Below are 16,269 nucleotides of genomic sequence, written 5' to 3' on the forward strand. Positions count from 1 at the left end.
TCAGCCCGCCCGTGCCACCGGGGTCACCGCCATCTGGCTGACGCCGGTGCGGCGCACCACGGTGCACAGCGTCTCGCGGCCGATACGCTCGGCGTCCAGCATGCGCACGAGGTCGTCGACGCCGGTCACCGGGCGCCCGTCTATTGCCGAGATGATGTCGCCTTCCCTGAGACCCGCCCTGGCTGCTGGGCCGTCCTTCTCGACGCTGCGCAGCCGTACCGCCGTACTGGTCGAGACCTGCGACAAGAGTGCCGCGCGCCGCGGCAGGTTTACCGTGTCGGCGGAGACGCCAATGAAGGCGCGGCGCACGCGGCCGAAGCGAATGATCTCCGAAATGACAAAGTTCGCGGTGTTGGACGCGACGGCGAAGGCAATGCCCTGCGCGCCATGGATCATGGCGGTGTTGACGCCGATCACCTCGCCGGCCGACGAGACCAGCGGACCACCGGAATTGCCGGGGTTGAGCGCGGCGTCGGTCTGGATGACGTCGTCGATTAGCCTGCCGGTCGAAGCCCGCATCGAACGGCCGAGCGCCGAGACCACGCCCGAGGTGACCGTCCATTCGAAGCCCAGCGGATTGCCGATGGCAATCGCGATCTGGCCGCGCCGCAGCCGCTTGGAATCGCCAAGCGGCGCCACGTCGGCGAAGCTGCCGTCAGCGCGCACCAGGGCGATGTCGGTGTCGGGGTCGCGGCCGAGCACGCGGCCCTCGCTGGAGGCGCCGTCCGGCATCGAGACGCGTACCGTCCGGGCATCACCGACGACATGGAAATTGGTGACGACCAGCCCGTCAGGCGCGATGACGAAGCCCGAGCCATGGCCGCCCGGCCCCCCGATGCGCTCAATGCGGCAGACGGCCGGTCCGATGCGGTCGACCGCGTCGGCAACCGTCGTCGAATAGGCGTCGAGCAATGTCTCGTCCGGTTGGAATTTTGGCGCGGCGAGGGCCATTGGGGGGCTCCGTGTTTTCAGGCTTGATCGTGACTATATGTGCGGAGCGGCCGGAACCGCCGCGACCTGACCAGATGGCCAGTCGAACCCGCAACTAGCCGTCAGGCGAGTACCTCCTGGCGTACCGCCGAGCGATATCTGGGGCAGGAGAAAACCCAGGAGATCATCATGAGCGACTTCAATCTGAATGCATTTTCCGATGCCATCGCCGATATCGCCGCCAAGGCGACGCCGACAACGGCAAGCTTCGCCACGCATCATCACCGCACGGCGAGCGCCTTCCACTGGGGCGACGGCTATTTCGTCACCGCCGAGGAAGCCGTCGAGGCCGGCGAGGAGATCGAATTGACGCTGGCCTCCGGCGAGACGGCGAAGGCCGAACTGGTCGGCCGCGATCCTTCGACGGGCGTCGCCCTGCTGAAGCCCGCGGATGCGGCCACCGCGCCTGTCCTCGATAGAGCCAGCCCCGTTCGGCCAGGCAATATCGCCATAGCCATCGGCAGCAGCCAGGGCTCGGTGCTGGCCGTGTCGGGCTCGGTCGGTGAAGTCGGCCCGGCCTGGCGCTCGATGCGCGGCGGCACCATCGACCGGCGCATCAACCTGGCTGTCGGCGCCGGCGGCCGCTTCGAGGGTGGCCCGGTGCTGGACGCCAAGGGCGCACTGATCGGCATGCTTCTGTTCGGCCCGCGTGGCCGCGCGCTGGTCATGCCGCATGAGACGATCGAACGCGCGGTGGCGACGCTGCGCGAAAAAGGCCATGTCGCCCGCGGTTACCTCGGCGCCGGCCTGCATCCGGTGCGCGACCGCGACGCGCGTGGCGCAATGGTGATGAGCCTCGACGACAATGGTCCGGCCAAAGCCGCTGGCCTCACGCTCGGCGACATCATCGTGGCATGGAACGGCGAGGCCGTGCATGGTCCGCGAGACCTGATCCGTCGGCTCGGGCCCGACAGCGCCGGTGTTTCGGTGAAGCTGGGTGTCGTGCGCGGCGGCGAACAGCGCGACGTCGTGCTGACCATCGGTGAAAAGCCGCTGAGCTGAGAGGACGGATGGAAAGCGACACGCTGACAAGGCCTGACGTGGCGCGCGGCGAACGCCAGCTCGTGGTGCTGATCGCACTGCGCGATGCCGCGCGCGCCGAGCGCTTGTCGGCTTCGCTTGCCATGACGGACGATCTGCTGCCGGTCGTGGCCGCCGGCGGGGTCGCCGATGTCGCCATCATCGATGATGCCGTCGCCAACAGCGCGGCCTTGGTCGATCGAGCCAGCGTCGGCAGCATCACGACCCCAAAGGTACTGCTTTCGGACCGCGCGGGCCGGCCGCAAGGCCAGGTGTTTGCGGTGCTGCCGTCGGCCGCGGACGCAGCTTTGATCGCCGCTGCCGTCAGGCTGGCCGCCGCCGGCTACCGGGTGTCCGGCGAAGGGCGTTCGGTGCCGGATAGGCATGCCGATTTCGACCGCGGCGATGCGGCCAATGGGGATGAAAGCCATAGCGGGTTGTTCGGTGAGGAAACGGTCGACGATGGCGCCGCCGCCCGGCCGGCGCTGTCGCCGCGCGAGGCGGAAGTGCTGGCGCTGCTGGCCGAAGGGGCGCCCAACAAGGTGATCGCGCGGCGGCTCAACATCTCCGTCCACACGGCGAAGTTCCATGTCGCCGCGATCCTGATCAAGCTCGGTGCCGCCAATCGTACGGACGCCATCGCCATCGCGATGCGGCAGGGGCTGGTTCTGGTCTGACATTGATCAGATCGCGGCTTCAGTGTCGGTCAGCCGAAAGTCTTCGCCCGTGAAGAGCAGCGGCACGGCTTCGAGCCGTGCCGTGGCGTAGGCGATGCAGTCGCCGAAGGTCAGCGCCGCGGGTGCCGCCCCTTGCCGTAACGCGGAAAGGCTTGCCGGGCGACAGCTGCATGGTCGCGCCGGTGAAGTCGATTGTCTCGAACAAGGCGGTTCACAGGAAGCGTTCAAGGCGATCCAGGACTTCATCCTACCGGCTGCCCGCGAGCACCATGGTGGTTTCAAGAAGGGTTGGCGCAAAAACCGGGGCTGCCAATCCAATAGGTTTTGCGCTCCCAACCTGGCCAGCCTCCGCTGCGTCACCATGGCTTCCTGTCGCGGGCTCTTGTATCCCGCTGCAGCGCGGGCAAGGATCGCGACGACGAAAAGATTGCAGGGAGCCGGAAGATGTCGCTGAACGGAAAGACGCTGTTTATCTCCGGCGGGTCTCGTGGCATCGGGCTGGCGATAGCGTTACGCGCCGCGCGCGACGGGGCCAATGTGACGATCGCGGCCAAGACGGCGGAGCCGCATCCGAAGCTGCCGGGAACGATCTACAGCGCCGCTGAAGAGATCGAGCAGGCCGGCGGCAAGGCACTGCCGGTGCTATGCGACATCCGCGAGGAAGCGCAGGTTGCCGAGGCGGTCGGCAGAACCGTCGAGAAATTCGGCGGCATCGATATCTGCGTCAACAATGCCAGCGCCATCCAGCTCACCGGCACGCTGGAAACCGACATGAAGCGCTACGATCTGATGCATCAGATCAACACGCGCGGCACCTTCCTCGTGTCCAAAATGTGCATTCCACACCTGAAGTTGGCGAAAAACCCTCACATCCTGAATCTGGCGCCGCCGCTCGACATGAAGGCCAAATGGTTCAAGAACCATGTCGCCTACACGATGGCCAAATTCGGCATGTCGATGTGCACGCTGGGCATGAGCGCGGAATTCGCCAGGGATGGCATCGCGGTCAATTCGCTGTGGCCGATCTCGACCATCGACACGGCCGCGGTGCGCAACCTTCTGGGCGGAGCCACGGTGGCGGCGATGAGCCGGTCGCCCGACATCATGGCCGATGCCGCGCATGCGATCTTCATGCGGCCGTCGCGCGTGGCATCAGGCAATTTCTATATCGACGAAGAGGTGCTGCGCGCCGAGGGCCTCAGCGATTTCTCGGTCTATGCGCCTGACGCAACCGGACCGCTGGCCGGAGACTTTTTTGTGCCGGATGAGGTGTTTGCCAGGACGGACAGCAAGATCAAGAACATCTACTGAAGGGAATCCTGCTGCCGCCGCTCGCTTTCAAAAAACGACTCGAGCTCCGGTTCACCTGACTGGTCGCGCTCATCGATTGCCCGACGAAGCTGCTCAAGCTTCTGATCGCCGTTTTCTTCCGTAGGCATCAAGTCGCCTCGTCCTTCGTTGAGCACGTATTTCGGCCAGCAGGGCACGGTTTGCACGGTGGATCTGAAAGCAAAAAACCCCGCCGGAGAGGGCCGGCGGGGCTCAATGCGTCCCGCTGGAGTCGGGACGGGGCAGGGAACGCCCAGTCAGGAATCTGGGGTGCGAACCCCGGTGATTCAATCCCATCCCGGTTGACCGGGATGGGACGTTGTTGCCGATCTGATTCCAGGAATCACTACAAGTGGCTGGAAACGCAGGTCAGTTGTTGCTCGCCACCGGCGCCACAAGCGAGGTGATGCGGCGGATGGCGACGCGCCGGTTCTCACGGTTGGGCGCCGAGGTATCGACCTTCAGATACTCCTCGCCATAGCCCTGTGTCGTCAGGTTCTCGGGCGGGATGCCGAAGGCGTTGGTCAGCGCTTCGGCGACGGCTTCGGCGCGACGGTCCGACAGAGCAAGGTTTGCCTCGGGCGTGCCGACGGCGTCGGTGTGCCCCTCGATCAGGAAGGTCTCGGCCGGGTTCTTTTTCAACAGCTTCTCCATGGCGTCGGCGACACCCTGGAGCTTCTGCACCTCGGTGTCGGAGATCGAGGACGAGCCGAATTCGAAGTTCAGCGTGTCGAGATCGATGCGCCGTGCAATGTCACGCACGCGAGCCGAACGCTTGACCTCGTTGATCGAGTAGAGACGCTGCACTTTCTCCACCGGCGGCTGTTCGAGGAAGGTGTAGTAGTCGTCGGGGCTTTCGACATCCTCGGAATCTAGGATGTAGTCCCGGCGCGGGATGGTCAGCCGCATCGGCGGCAGATCATCGCCGGGATCGCGCCAGTCCTCTTCGTCCTGATAGCTGCGCTCGTCGACATAGCTCAGCACATATTCCCGACCGTCGGGTGCGATGCGCGACCGCTGCAGGATGTCGCCGTAGCGGTTGCGTATGGTGACGATCCGGAAGCCATTGTCGCGCTCGACCGTCTCGCGCGTGCGGCCTTGCGGCAGGTCCTCGTAGTAGACATCCTTGGCGCCGCGGGTCAGGCGCGGGCGATCGTTGCTCTGGACGAACGTCTGGTCGTTGAACTGGACGATCACCCGGTCGCCGATCTCCTTGAGGACGTCGACGCCCTTGGGCCTGCGGCGGTCACGGATGTTCTCGTCAGGCGCGCGCTCGAGCCGCTTGCCCTTCTCCTGCGTCACCGGGACGATTTTTTCCGTCTTGATCGCCTCCTGGGCTGCCCTGTCGTCGGTTGGAGGCGGACCCTGATCCACCGGCGCCACTACCGGCTTCCGGCCCTGGTCACCGCCCTGCTGGGCGTTTTGCCCACCATTTTGCTGTCCACCGTTCTGCTCTTCGCCATTCTGGTTGGCGGGCTGGTTGGCGGGCTGGTTGGCTGGGTTCCGGCCGTTCTCGCCACGACCCTTGCGCCTGGCATCCTTCTGGCTATCGAGGATGGGGGCGGCATTCTTGTCGGCGGGTGCTTCGCCCTGAACCGGGTTTTCGCCCTGGACAGGCGCGGCCTTCCCATCGGTAGCGGACCCACCGGTAGCGGGCTGCTCTCCCGTCGCCGGCTGTTGGCCGGTCGCGGGCTGCTCGCCATTCGCCGGCTGTTCGCCAGCCGGTTTCCTGCCGTGCTTCTTCGTCTTGTCCTGAGGTTGCTCGCCCTGGGCGGGAGCCTGCTCGCCGGCGGGAGCGGATTCAACCTTCGGCGTCGCTTCGCCGGCAGGAGCCTGCTTCGGTGTCGGAGCGGTCTCCGGCATGGCGGCCGGCGCCTCTTTCTGCTGGTCCAGCTTGTGTTTCCTGCCAGGCTTGGTCGGCTGGTTGTCGTTGGCAGGGGCTGCCTCGCCGGCGGGGGCCTGCTCTGTCTGCTGCTGCTGGTCGCGCTTCTTCCTGCGTGGCTGCTGCTCGTCGGTTGCGGGTGCCGCCTCGCCGGCGGGGGCCTGCTCGGCCTGCTGCTGCTGGTCGCGCTTCTTCCTGCGTGGCTGCTGCTCGTCGGTGGCGGGTGCCGCCTCTCCGGCGGGGGCCTGCTCGGTCTGCTGCTGCTGGTCGCGCTTCTTCCTGCGGGGCTGCTGCTCGTCGGTTGCGGGTGCCGCCTCTCCGGCGGGGGCCTGCTCGGTCTGCTGCTGCTGGTCGCGCTTCTTCCTGCGGGGCTGCTGCTCCTCGGCCGCAGGCGCGGGCTGCTCGGCGGCGGGCGCCTGTTGGGTCTGCTGTTGCTGCTCGCGCTTCTTCTTGCGAGGCAGTTCTTGGTCGCTCTGGTCAGTGGGCGTGTCCTGCGCCAGGACGATCTGCGGTGTCCCCCCGGGTTGCATGGGGCCGAACGCGGCTGTCCCCTGAAGCGGGGACGCGCCTAACGGCGCGGACGCCATCAACAGGCCAAGTGCTGTGCCTGCCAGAATCCGTGGTTGGCGTTTCATCGAAATTCTCCTTGTGGGGTCCCATCCTTGCCGAAACCGCTTTTAACGAAATTGGTTCCAGCTGCCCATCGTTAGGGGCCGTACAGGGCTATTGGCCGACTTTTTGAAGGCAACTTCATGTCATTCGGCCCGCTAGCAGCCTCATTGCGGCTGTTGCCGCGCTTGACCTTGGCCGCGGCTGGGGCCACATGCCGGGAATGGAAACCCCGTTCTGGAAGACCAAGACGCTGGAAGAGATGAGCCCCACCGAGTGGGAATCGCTCTGCGACGGCTGCGGCAAGTGCTGCCTGTCCAAGCTCGAGGACGAGGACACCGGTGAAATCTACTGGACCAGCGTCGGCTGCCGGCTGTTCGACGCCGAGAGCTGCCGCTGTGCGGACTATGCCAACCGGCTGGCGCGCGTTCCCGATTGCGTCGGCCTGACGCCGCAGAATGTGCGCGCCATCAGCTGGCTGCCCAGCACCTGCGCCTACCGGCTGGTGGCCGAGGGCCGCGACCTCTACTGGTGGCATCGGTTGGTCTCGGGCAATGCCGAGNCCTGCGCCTACCGGCTGGTGGCCGAGGGCCGCGACCTCTACTGGTGGCATCGGTTGGTCTCGGGCAATGCCGAGACCGTGCATGAGGCCGGCATTTCCATGCGCGGCCGGGTCAAGGCGAGCGAGACCGACCTGGCCGAGCCGGAAGACTATTTTGACTATATGCTCGACGACGAGCCCTGACGCGCGACAGTAAACCGTCAGGAGTTTGCCTGTCGGGAACCGTGCGAGGGCAAGACGCTTGGCGCGATAATTGTGAATGCCGGCAAGGGATTGGCCGGCAAGGGATTGGCCGGCAAGGGATTTGGCCGGCGAGGGATTTGGCCGGCGAGAGATTTGCAAATTCGGCCGCTTTGCCCGTGCGGCGCCACATGAACCGCAGATGAACGGGCAGTTCGTAAATAGTTCAGACAGGCCGGTGCATTCTCCCGCCATCGGTTTCACGAGGAGGGCGCAAGCCCGCAACAAGGAGAGACAACCATGTACACCACCATCAAGACGGCGGCGCTTTCGGCTCTGGTCGGCCTCGGCACGCTGGCGGCCATGCCCGCCCATGCCGACAGCCTCTATCTTGGCTTCGGCAACAACCAGGATCCGCGCTTCGGCGTCTATGCCGGCGACGACGGCTATCGCCACCGCCGGGACGAGCGCCGCGACGACTGGCGCCGTGGCTGCTCGCCGGACCGCGCTCTCGACAAGGCCGAGCGCATGGGGCTGCACCGTGCCCGCATCGTCGATGTCAACCGCCGCGTGGTCAAGGTGATGGGCCGTCAGTACGGCGACCGCGTCGTCATCGTGTTCGCCAACGAGCGCGGTTGCCCGGTCATCAATCGCTGAAGTTTTTCGGCCTGAAACCATGAAGATGGAGCCCCTTTCTCGGAAACAAGTGGCCCCAAACCCCGCGGGAGCGATTCCGCGGGGTTTTTGAATGTCCGCTGTGGTCTCTCATTAGCAGGTCCGTGGCCAAGCAATGCTCGGCCACGGCGTCCAGCGCCGCCTACTTCAGTTCGAAGGTAACGGTAACCTGGACATTGTAGGCATTCTCGCCGGCCTGTACCGGCGCCGCGCCGGCCGCGGCGTCGAATGCCTTGGCGTTGATAGGCATCGGCGCCGGCCTGATGTTCTGATCGGTGATCTCGAGCACCCGGCCCAGGCTGACCCCGGCCGCCTCGGCCAGCGTCTTGGCCTTGGCCATGGCGTCGGCGACAGCCTTCTTTCGGGCCTCGGTGACGGTGGCCGCCGGATTGTCGTTGGTGAAGGCGATGCCGCCGCCCTGGTTGACGCCGAGCGACACCGCCTTGTCGAGGATCTCGCCTGTCTTGTCGACGTCGCGCACGCGCACCGACAGCGTGTTGGTCACCTGATAGGCGACGAGTTCGGCCTCCTGGCCGCCGTCCGGCTTGTTGGTGTAATTGTAGCGGGGGTTGATCTGGATGCCCGCGGTCTGCAGGTCGCGATCCTTGATGCCGGCGGCCTTCATCGCGGCGATCACGGCGGCCATGGCATCATTGTTGGCGTCGAGCGCGGCGCGCGCCGTCTTGGCTTCGCGCATGACGCTGAGCGTCAGCACCGCCAGATCTGGGGCCACGGTTGCTTCCCCCTCGCCGGACACAATGATGCGGGGCGGCGTCGGCAGATCGGTGGCTCCAGCCATCGCCGGAAAAGCGATTGCAGCGGCGAGCGCGAGGGGCAACAGATGTCTGGTCATGAAAATCTCCTTGGTCTGCGATCAAGTCGCAGGGTCGCGTAGAGCGCGATTATGGGTTGATTTGGGCGATCTGCGAAAGCCCGCCGGGAAAGCCTTGTGCCGGGATGCGAAAAACATTAATCCAGCCCGCGTGGGGCCTGTAGCTCAATGGTTAGAGCCGGCGGCTCATAACCGCTTGGTTGGGGGTTCGAGTCCCTCCGGGCCCACCATTGGCTTTCGCTTCCGTTGCTTTAATTGGGTTTTTTGTACTTTTTTGTCCCACTCTCTTCCACCCTCCAAAAGTGGGACATTTCGTTCTCGTTTCGATCGAATACCAGAAGCGTCCGGGCAGACTGCGCCACTATCCGGCGGCGTGCCTTGCGGATGTAGTGATCGGGCTGCTGATACGTGGTCCAGCCGTAAATCGCCTTCAGCTGTTCATGCGTGGCACCGTTTTCGGCGGCAACGGTGGCGCCTGCCTTGCGGACCCCGTGGGCGCTGCAGCCCGGGAGCCCCGCTTCGTCGCACCGTTGGCGCAACTTGCTACCAAGGCCGTTTTCCGAGAAAGGCCGACCATACTCGGTGACGAGAATGTCAGGTTGCCGGCCGGGGCGAAGGAAAGCCCATCCTCGAGTTCCGGGAGCAGAGGCAGTTCGACGACAATCGCTTCCTTGCGCACCTTGCTCTTGTCTGTCTTGCCAGGCTTGTTGCGCCTTGGGGTCCTAGGGTTTTCCCTCAGTGGATTATGCGATGGGCTTGCCTCGCATGGGGCACAGGCACTCCTCGCGAGGGCTGGGCAGGGCCTGTCAGTTGCCCTCATCATGACGGGTTTCAACGCTTTGGCGATCAAAGACTACGACAAGCCGACGTCGAACTGGTTGCTCTCTTACCTGAATATGGCAACCAGCTCCTACGGCCTGATCCTGGCGGCCTTGGCCGCCAGGATAGCAACCACCAACGCGAATGCTGTCTACGCGCTTTTTGGCGTGCCGGCTGTCATCTCCCTTTCTTTATGCTGGTGCGCAAGGGCGCCAAGCAAAAGGCCACGCCGTCAGCCCAAGTCCAAATTTTGACAGAAGCCAAGCGTGGCCTTAGGGCGATTCCTCTGTTGGCCATCGTTGCAGGCCATATGGCTGTCCATATTCTCCTCTATTTTGAACTGTCTCACGTCAGTATGCGCCTGCTGGGTTCCCGATCGGCAGCGGGCAAGGGACAGCCATTTATGTGTTTGGGCATGTCATGGGTGCCGTTGGTTTTCGTCCAGCCCGTGCCCGCATCGGGAACCCGGAAAAACACATGGCAATTGCGCTGACAATGTCCTTGTTGAGTGTTGCTGGTTTAACTGCCTCAGGTGGAACGTCGATGTCGCTGCTGTTTTTTGTTCTGGCCGGCATGTCACTGAGCCACGTTCTCCCTCTGGTGTTCGCTTTGGTGCGAGACACGGTTGGAATCCGCGAACAAGGACGCCTAATCGCAGATGCAGTGGCTGCAGGCTTCTGGGGCAGTTTTCGGCGCCTTTTGTGCTGTCTATCCTGAGGTTGTGGGTTGATCCCGTGCTGTCGCAAGCCGGGGCGGCCATTGCGGTCTCTGCGCTCCTTCTATACCCGTTGGCCGTATCCTTGTGACCGATCAGGGCATCGAGACTCGGCTAAGCTAGCATTGCAGAATTGGACCAGTGCTCATGATCACCTTTGTAACATTTTTCGCCCAGGACATCGAACGCACCGCCAAAGTCTATCGTCTGCTCGGTCTCGATTTCCTTTCCGAACAGCACGGGACTGGCCCACTGCACTTGGCCTGCGCCAGCGAGAGTCTGGTTCTGGAAATCTATCCGGGCGAAGATGTCGCCTCTCCGGGAGTCATGGTTGGACTGCACGTTGCCGATCTTGACCATGTTCGTGCGAAGGTATTGGAAGCCGGAGTTCCGCTGTCGCGGGACATTGATCCCGTCGCCGGTATGCGTCGTATGATCGTGAACGACCCTGAAGGCCGCAAGATATTCGTCCGTGAACATAAGGAATGACAGGCTTAGCGCTGCAACTGGCATTCAGACTGCGAGGGTTGTGGTCTGCTTTGGTCGAAAGCTGATATCGAGCGCTTTGTTGTGACCGCGACGGAGGTATACCCTTGGTCTGATCGGATCGCCGCAGAGATTCTTCTGCATCGATGGCGTCGTTCCCAAGCTCCTCCGCGCCGATTCAAGGCCCGCCTGCGAGCGAACCGTCACCAGGAGCCGCGCGCCCGCCGACAATCACTATTTCTTGGTATCGTTCCATGCGTACTCTCCTGGCGACGTCAGGGGCGTCTGGGTTAATTTTGAACTTTTTTGTGTGATAGTTAGGCGCCGAGACCACAGTCCAAGAGGATTCTGAACTATTTAGTACAAAATTTTGTTAGGGTCCTGCGGGCGCAAAGGGGCTGGGTTAGACAAGTCGACGCCGGAGACCTTGACCACGGCCTGCCACGTAGCTTCCTGGCTGGCGCGATCGTAGAGGGCTGGCGCTGCACCTTCATCGGGCCTGAGAACTTCCCTTGAGCCGAGGCGAAGAATTGCCCCGAGACGTCGGTTCCGAACTCCGACGCCTGGAGATATCGACGGGCCGCGGTCTCCGGCGTCTGATTCATGCCGGGAATGAGGTTCACTATTGGAATCATCAGGTACTTCAATAAGGGGCCAGCGTTTCGCGCCACCTTGGTGTCGTTCGACGCGCCGGGCGAGACAGCATACACGGCCATGTCGGAGGGTAGCCTGCGTGCCAGCGCGGCCACCCACCAAGCGATGATGAGCTTCGCGTCGGCATACGCATTGTTGGGCGCGTACTTCAGGTTCGGGCCGTTGCGGATCAGGGCTTCAACAGCGGCGGTTCGGTTACCCTGGTAACTCTTGGCCGCGAAGTCTCGCAGGTCGGTGTACTTGAACATGGGTACGCCGCCGCGGGCAGGCTCCGCACTGGTGATAACAATCCGCGCGTCGGGGCTAAGAAGGTCGGCGCGAAGCAACCCGACAGTCAGTTGATGATGGCCGATCAGCGGGGCCTCAGAAGCCTCAACGCCCGCCGCGGTGACCACGCGCTTCGTGGTTGGGACCAATCCGGCATTGAGTAGCAGGAAATCGACCGCCTGACCTTGTTTGACCAGCTCGGCGAGCGCGGACCGGACGCCGGCCCGGGCACTAAGTCGGCCGCTTCCTCGGCGTCTTTCAGAAGCGCGTCTTGCGCGGCATGCGCGCGACATCAAACTTCCAACGCCGCGTTTCCGCGCCGCGGCAACAGCACGTTTCATGCCATTGAAGACTCTTAGGCTACGTTGCGCCCAAGCGGCTTGCAATCAGCCGCAGCGAACACCGAACTGGCTTCGCTGACGATTGAAACATGATCCCTGGCAGCCTTACCGGCCGCGGCGCCATCACCGCGCAGAATCGCCGTGACAATCTCATCATGCTCTTGCCAGGACTTCGTCAGCCGTCCGGCCAGCCTGAACTGCGCGCGCCGGAACGGCGCCAGCCGGCCGCGCGTGGTTACCGTGAGTTCGTGGATGTGCGTACTGTGGGCGCCGCGGTAGAGCCGCGAATGGAACTCGGTGTTGAAGTGCTCGTAGTCTTCTTCGGCACTCAAGCGCACCAGTCGCGCCGACGCCTGATGCTCTGCCTCAAGCGCGCGCCGTTCGCCGGCGGTCATGCGCTCGGCGGAAAAGCGGGCGCAGATCCCTTCCAGTTCGGCCATGCTTTCGAACATCGACGCCAGGTGGTCCTGCGTGACCACGGCGACGATGGCGCCGCGGTTCGGCCGCCTTTCAACCAACCCCATCGCACTGAGATGGCCTAGCGCCTCGCGCACCGGCGTGCGTGACACCTCGAAGCGGGCGGCGAGCGATGCCTCGTCCAGCTTCTCGCCGGGGCGCAGCACGCCCGTGACTATGCGGTCGCCGATCGCCCTCACCATCTGATCGACGGTCGTTCCCGACCTGATCAAGCTGCGCTTTCCCGACACGCTCTCTCCCACACAGTTCTTTTGCCTTGCCGAACCGCAGGGTCCGTAGGCCCAAGGTCAATTCGACTCACTGATTATTCCTTTATGCCTATATTTTAATCCGCATGTCAAATAGACTACTATTTAGGCAAGAACTGTATGCAATTGCCAAGTCTTTGTGCAGCGCACGAAACTGCATTTCGCTGAATCTATTACATAATCTGGAATTTTCAGGCTGGCATGGAGATTGCATACACTTTCTTAGCGAGGTGTAAATCGGCTCCCTTAGGGGCCTCATGAGAGGGAACATTCAGATGACCGACAGATTCATGCTGACGCGCCGCGACTTGCTCAAGACCACCACCACGGGTGTGGCAGCCCTTGGTCTCTCCAACGCATTGCCGATGAGCCGGGCCTTTGCCGCCGCGGCCACGGTCGGCTTCATCTATGTCGGACCGAAGGACGATTACGGATACAACCAGGCGCATGCCGAAGGGGCGGCGGCGCTGAAGGGCATCGAGGGCATCACAGTCGTTGAGGAAGAGAACGTCCCCGAGACGGTCGACGTCCAGAAGACGATGGAATCGATGATCAATCTCGACGGTGCCTCGCTGATCTTCCCGACCTCGTTCGGCTATTTCGACCCCCACATGCTGGCCATGTGCGCGAAATTCCCCGATGTCCAGTTCCGCCACTGCGGCGGCATGTGGGACAAGGCCAAACACCCGATGAATGCCGGTTCGTATTTCGGCTATATCGGCATGGGCCAATATCTCAACGGCGTTGTCGCCGGCCACACCACCAAGTCGAAGAAGCTCGGCTTCGTCGCCGCCAAGCCGATCCCCCAGGTGCTGCTCAACATCAACTCCTTCCTGCTCGGCGCCCGCTCGGTCGACCCCACCATCACCTGCCAGGTCATCTTCACCGGCGAATGGTCGCTGGCGGTGAAGGAGGCGGAGGCCACCAATGCGCTGGTCGACCAGGGTATCGACGTCGTGACCTGCCATGTCGATAGCCCGAAAGTAGTGGTCGAGACGGCCGCTGGCCGTGGCGCCTTTGTCTGCGGCTACCACGCCAACCAGAGCCCGCTGGCCCCGGAAAAATACCTCACCGGCGCCGAGTGGAACTGGGCCAAGGTCTACAAGACGTTCGTCGACGATCTCGTCGCCGGCAAGCCGCTGCCCAACTTCACACGCGGTGGCCTCGCCGACGGCTTCGTCAAGATGAGCCCGCTCGGCCCCGCGGTCGGCGAGCCGGCGCGCAAGCAGTTCGATGCCACGCTGGCCGAAATGATGAAGGGTGGCTTCGCCGTCATCAAGGGACCGCTGAAGAGCAACAAGGGCACGGTCGTTGCCACCGAAGGCCAGGCCTTCCCAGAGACGGCCATCGAACTCGAAAGCATGGATTATCTGGTCGACGGGGTCGTCGGCTCGACCGCTTGAGCCGGGAGGACGGAGACGGGGCCATGGCAGAGACGGTCAGCAATGCGGACGTGCCGATGTTCGGCGTCAAGGATTATCCGGCGGCGCTCGAATGGGTCGCCCGCCGCGCCGAGGCCTTCGTCATTCCGGTCGCGGCACTCATCGTTGGCATGGCGATCTTCAGCCTGTTCATCCTGGCCGTCGGCAAGTCGCCGGTGCAGCTCTATGAAATGATGTGGCGCGGCGGCTTCGGCTCCTGGTTTTCGATCCAGAACTCGCTGTCGCGCGCCGCCCCCTTGCTGCTCACCGCGCTCTGCGTGGCGCTGCCGGCGCGGCTCGGCCTCGTCGTCATCGGCGGCGAGGGGGCGATCGTGCTCGGTGGCCTAGCTGCCGCGGCAGCCGGCGCGGCGCTCAATGGCGCGCCGTCCTTTATCGTCATTCTCGTCATGGGCGTGGCGGGCATGGCCGCCGGCGGCATCTGGATCGGTACCGTCGGCGCGCTCCGCCATTACCGCGCCGTCAACGAGACCATCTCCAGCCTGCTGATGGCCTATATCGCCATCGCGCTGATGAACCAGCTGGTCGAGGGACCGTTGCGCGACCCGGCCTCACTCAACAAGCCGTCGACGAAGCCACTGGCCGAGGCCTACCGCATCGGCAACATTTCGGGCATGGAGGTGCATTGGGGCCTCGTCATCGGCATCGTCGCCTGCGTGCTGTCCTGGGTGCTGATCGAGAAAACTCGTTGGGGGTTCGCCGCCCGTATAGCCGGCGGCAACGTCAAGGCAGCGCAGGTGCAGGGACTTGCCGTCGGGCCGCTGATCGTCGGCTTCACGGCACTTGCCGGCGGCTTCGCCGGGCTCGCCGGCATGCTTGAAGTCGCGGCCGTACAGGGCAGCGCCAACGCCTCGCTGGCCGCCGGTTACGGCTATACCGGCATTCTCGTGGCCTTCCTCGCCCGCCACAATCCGCTCGCCATCATCCCGGTCGCTTTCCTGCTCGGCGGCATCGATGCCTCCGGCGGCCTGATCCAGCGGCGCATGGACCTGCCCGACGCCACAGTGCTGGTGCTGCAAGGCATGCTGTTCATCGTCATCCTGTTCAGCGAGACCTTGTACGGCCGCTTCAAGGCCTTCAATCCCGATCTCTGGAAGCGAGTGGCCTGATGGACCCGACCGACATCGGCCTCTGGGGCGTGCCGCTCGCCATCCTCGGCGGCGCCATCCGCGTTTCGACGCCCTTCATCTTCGTTTCGCTGGGTGAAGTCATCACCGAGCGCTCGGGTCGGATCAACCTCGGCCTCGAGGGAACGCTGGTATTCGGCGCCATGACCGCCTATGCGTTCGCCGTGATATCAGGATCGCCATGGCTCGGCTTGATTGCCGCGGCCGTTGCCGGTACCTGCTTCGGCCTGTTCCACGGCTGGATCTGCAAATTTCCCAAGGTCAACGACATCGCCATCGGCATCGCCCTGATGCTGTTCGGCTCGGGCCTCGCCTTTTTCTTCGGCAAGCCTTTCATCCAGCCCAAAGCGCCCAATTTGCCGGCGATCCCCTTCGGTGGCTGGTCCGATATTCCGCAGGTGCAGGCCGCACTTGACGTCAATGTTTTGTTTCTGATCGGGGCGGTGTTGGCGGTATTCCTTTGGTGGGCCTTCAAGAACACGCGCGCCGGTTTGATCGTGCGGGTGGTCGGCGACAGCTCCGACGCGGCGCGTGCCATGGGTCTCAACCCGAACACCGTGCGGCTGCTCGCCACCGGCGTCGGCGGCGCGTTCGCAGGCGTCGGCGGCGCTTACCTCTCCCTTTACTATCCCGGCAGCTGGACCGAGGGCATCTCGTCCGGACAAGGCCTGATGGCGGTGGCGCTGGTCATCTTCGCGCGCTGGAACCCGCTCGGCTGCTTTGCCGCCGCATTGCTGTTCGGCGGCGCCGGCGCGCTCGGGCCGGCCCTGCAGTCGGTCGGCGTCACGCAAGGCTACTATCTGTTCTACGCCGCCCCCTACATCCTCACCCTTGTCATCATGATCGCCACCTCCTCGCCCGACCGCTCGCTGGCCGGCGCGCCCGGCGAACTGTCGATCACCAAATGAGGCTGGCACCAAATGAGGCTGGCACCAAATGA

At 63.8% G+C, this 16,269-nt stretch carries 17 protein-coding genes and 1 tRNA gene; 12 read left to right on the forward strand and 6 right to left on the reverse strand.

From position 1 onward, the window contains the following. Entirely contained in the window at positions 1-951 is a 951-nt protein-coding gene (locus tag X739_RS155125; RefSeq protein ID WP_023770125.1) for a trypsin-like peptidase domain-containing protein, read from the reverse strand. 168 nt (positions 952-1,119) lie between these two features. Here X739_RS155125 and X739_RS155120 point away from each other — a divergent pair, with 168 nt between their 5' ends. From X739_RS155120 to X739_RS155110, 3 genes are all read left to right on the forward strand, one after another. Further along, positions 1,120-1,992 carry a S1C family serine protease gene (locus X739_RS155120; protein ID WP_023770124.1) on the forward strand — a complete coding sequence of 291 codons (873 nt, stop codon included), beginning with the start codon at positions 1,120-1,122 and terminating at the stop codon, positions 1,990-1,992. Positions 1,993-2,000: 8 nt separating this feature from the next. Continuing rightward, on the forward strand, positions 2,001-2,687 hold the full coding sequence (locus tag X739_RS155115) for a helix-turn-helix transcriptional regulator (RefSeq protein ID WP_023794276.1): 687 nt from the start codon (positions 2,001-2,003) through the stop codon (positions 2,685-2,687). A 444-nt stretch (positions 2,688-3,131) separates the two neighbouring features. After that, positions 3,132-3,998 (forward strand): NAD(P)-dependent oxidoreductase, encoded by an 867-nt coding sequence (locus tag X739_RS155110; RefSeq protein ID WP_023794278.1) that lies wholly within the window; start codon positions 3,132-3,134, stop codon positions 3,996-3,998. On the opposite strand, the gene X739_RS1000000171140 is transcribed toward X739_RS155110, so the two are convergent. Both X739_RS1000000171140 and X739_RS155105 read right to left on the reverse strand, forming a co-directional pair. Further along, the gene (locus X739_RS1000000171140; RefSeq protein WP_023794280.1) at positions 3,992-4,126 is read right to left on the reverse strand and encodes a hypothetical protein; all 135 of its coding nucleotides are present in this window, start codon (positions 4,124-4,126) and stop codon (positions 3,992-3,994) included. The genes X739_RS155110 and X739_RS1000000171140 overlap by 7 nt on opposite strands. Positions 4,127-4,385: 259 nt before the next feature. Next, on the reverse strand, positions 4,386-6,533 hold the full coding sequence (locus tag X739_RS155105; RefSeq protein ID WP_023794283.1) for an OmpA family protein: 2,148 nt from the start codon (positions 6,531-6,533) through the stop codon (positions 4,386-4,388). Positions 6,534-6,730: 197 nt separating this feature from the next. On the opposite strand from X739_RS155105, the gene X739_RS155100 reads away from it, so the two are divergent. Further along, positions 6,731-7,252: a YcgN family cysteine cluster protein gene (locus X739_RS155100; protein ID WP_023794285.1), complete on the forward strand. Its 522-nt coding sequence runs from the start codon at positions 6,731-6,733 to the stop codon at positions 7,250-7,252. Between the two features lie 297 nt (positions 7,253-7,549). Next, positions 7,550-7,906, forward strand: a complete 357-nt coding sequence (locus X739_RS155095) for a hypothetical protein (RefSeq protein WP_023770116.1) — start codon at positions 7,550-7,552, stop codon at positions 7,904-7,906. A gap of 160 nt (positions 7,907-8,066) precedes the next feature. Here the strand turns inward: X739_RS155095 and X739_RS155090 are convergent, their stop codons facing one another. Then, positions 8,067-8,777 (reverse strand): SIMPL domain-containing protein, encoded by a 711-nt coding sequence (locus X739_RS155090; RefSeq protein WP_023794287.1) that lies wholly within the window; start codon positions 8,775-8,777, stop codon positions 8,067-8,069. Positions 8,778-8,910: 133 nt separating this feature from the next. Here X739_RS155090 and X739_RS155085 point away from each other — a divergent pair. The 4 genes from X739_RS155085 (at position 8,911) to X739_RS1000000169235 (ending at position 10,779) form a co-directional block, all read left to right on the forward strand. Continuing rightward, positions 8,911-8,986: transfer RNA gene (locus X739_RS155085), tRNA-Ile, on the forward strand. A 591-nt stretch (positions 8,987-9,577) separates the two neighbouring features. Next, positions 9,578-9,829: a hypothetical protein gene (locus X739_RS1000000169225; protein ID WP_156939837.1), complete on the forward strand. Its 252-nt coding sequence runs from the start codon at positions 9,578-9,580 to the stop codon at positions 9,827-9,829. A 223-nt stretch (positions 9,830-10,052) separates the two neighbouring features. Beyond that, complete coding sequence (locus X739_RS1000000169230) at positions 10,053-10,292, forward strand: hypothetical protein (protein ID WP_156939839.1); 240 nt, start codon at positions 10,053-10,055, stop codon at positions 10,290-10,292. 145 nt (positions 10,293-10,437) lie between these two features. Then, entirely contained in the window at positions 10,438-10,779 is a 342-nt protein-coding gene (locus tag X739_RS1000000169235; protein ID WP_023794293.1) for a VOC family protein, read from the forward strand. A gap of 350 nt (positions 10,780-11,129) precedes the next feature. On the opposite strand, the gene X739_RS01000000165995 is transcribed toward X739_RS1000000169235, so the two are convergent. Beyond that, positions 11,130-12,038 carry a short-chain dehydrogenase gene (locus X739_RS01000000165995; protein ID WP_198026132.1) on the reverse strand — a complete coding sequence of 303 codons (909 nt, stop codon included), beginning with the start codon at positions 12,036-12,038 and terminating at the stop codon, positions 11,130-11,132. Between the two features lie 14 nt (positions 12,039-12,052). Next, complete coding sequence (locus X739_RS155080; protein WP_084056221.1) at positions 12,053-12,697, reverse strand: GntR family transcriptional regulator; 645 nt, start codon at positions 12,695-12,697, stop codon at positions 12,053-12,055. Between the two features lie 341 nt (positions 12,698-13,038). Between X739_RS155080 and X739_RS155075 the strand changes: the two genes are divergently transcribed. From X739_RS155075 to X739_RS155065, 3 genes are read left to right on the forward strand one after another with little or no spacing between them, the layout of a single operon-like run. Next, positions 13,039-14,166, forward strand: coding sequence for a BMP family ABC transporter substrate-binding protein (locus X739_RS155075; protein ID WP_023781537.1), 1,128 nt, complete (start codon positions 13,039-13,041; stop codon positions 14,164-14,166). Positions 14,167-14,222: 56 nt separating this feature from the next. Continuing rightward, positions 14,223-15,311 carry an ABC transporter permease gene (locus tag X739_RS155070; RefSeq protein WP_245273828.1) on the forward strand — a complete coding sequence of 363 codons (1,089 nt, stop codon included), beginning with the start codon at positions 14,223-14,225 and terminating at the stop codon, positions 15,309-15,311. Further along, a complete protein-coding gene (locus tag X739_RS155065) occupies positions 15,311-16,237 on the forward strand; it encodes an ABC transporter permease (protein ID WP_023794299.1) in 927 nt (308 codons plus the stop codon). Before X739_RS155070 ends, X739_RS155065 begins: the two co-directional genes overlap by 1 nt. Positions 16,238-16,269 lie beyond the last annotated feature (32 nt).

Origin of the sequence: Mesorhizobium sp. LNHC209A00 (assembly GCF_000502915.1) — a bacterium.
In the GTDB taxonomy this organism is placed as follows: domain Bacteria; phylum Pseudomonadota; class Alphaproteobacteria; order Rhizobiales; family Rhizobiaceae; genus Mesorhizobium.

Coding starts and splice junctions, on each gene's coding strand:
- X739_RS01000000165995 (WP_198026132.1), bottom strand. CDS start 12,038: ATGAAACGTGCTGTTGCCGCGGCGCGGAAACGCGGCGTTGGAAGTTTG.
- X739_RS1000000169235 (WP_023794293.1), top strand. CDS start 10,438: ATGATCACCTTTGTAACATTTTTCGCCCAGGACATCGAACGCACCGCC.
- X739_RS155075 (WP_023781537.1), top strand. CDS start 13,039: ATGACCGACAGATTCATGCTGACGCGCCGCGACTTGCTCAAGACCACC.
- X739_RS155115 (WP_023794276.1), top strand. CDS start 2,001: ATGGAAAGCGACACGCTGACAAGGCCTGACGTGGCGCGCGGCGAACGC.
- X739_RS155090 (WP_023794287.1), bottom strand. CDS start 8,777: ATGACCAGACATCTGTTGCCCCTCGCGCTCGCCGCTGCAATCGCTTTT.
- X739_RS155105 (WP_023794283.1), bottom strand. CDS start 6,533: ATGAAACGCCAACCACGGATTCTGGCAGGCACAGCACTTGGCCTGTTG.
- X739_RS1000000171140 (WP_023794280.1), bottom strand. CDS start 4,126: ATGCCTACGGAAGAAAACGGCGATCAGAAGCTTGAGCAGCTTCGTCGG.
- X739_RS155070 (WP_245273828.1), top strand. CDS start 14,223: ATGTTCGGCGTCAAGGATTATCCGGCGGCGCTCGAATGGGTCGCCCGC.
- X739_RS155110 (WP_023794278.1), top strand. CDS start 3,132: ATGTCGCTGAACGGAAAGACGCTGTTTATCTCCGGCGGGTCTCGTGGC.
- X739_RS155065 (WP_023794299.1), top strand. CDS start 15,311: ATGGACCCGACCGACATCGGCCTCTGGGGCGTGCCGCTCGCCATCCTC.
- X739_RS1000000169225 (WP_156939837.1), top strand. CDS start 9,578: ATGACGGGTTTCAACGCTTTGGCGATCAAAGACTACGACAAGCCGACG.
- X739_RS155125 (WP_023770125.1), bottom strand. CDS start 951: ATGGCCCTCGCCGCGCCAAAATTCCAACCGGACGAGACATTGCTCGAC.
- X739_RS1000000169230 (WP_156939839.1), top strand. CDS start 10,053: ATGGCAATTGCGCTGACAATGTCCTTGTTGAGTGTTGCTGGTTTAACT.
- X739_RS155095 (WP_023770116.1), top strand. CDS start 7,550: ATGTACACCACCATCAAGACGGCGGCGCTTTCGGCTCTGGTCGGCCTC.
- X739_RS155080 (WP_084056221.1), bottom strand. CDS start 12,697: ATGGTGAGGGCGATCGGCGACCGCATAGTCACGGGCGTGCTGCGCCCC.
- X739_RS155120 (WP_023770124.1), top strand. CDS start 1,120: ATGAGCGACTTCAATCTGAATGCATTTTCCGATGCCATCGCCGATATC.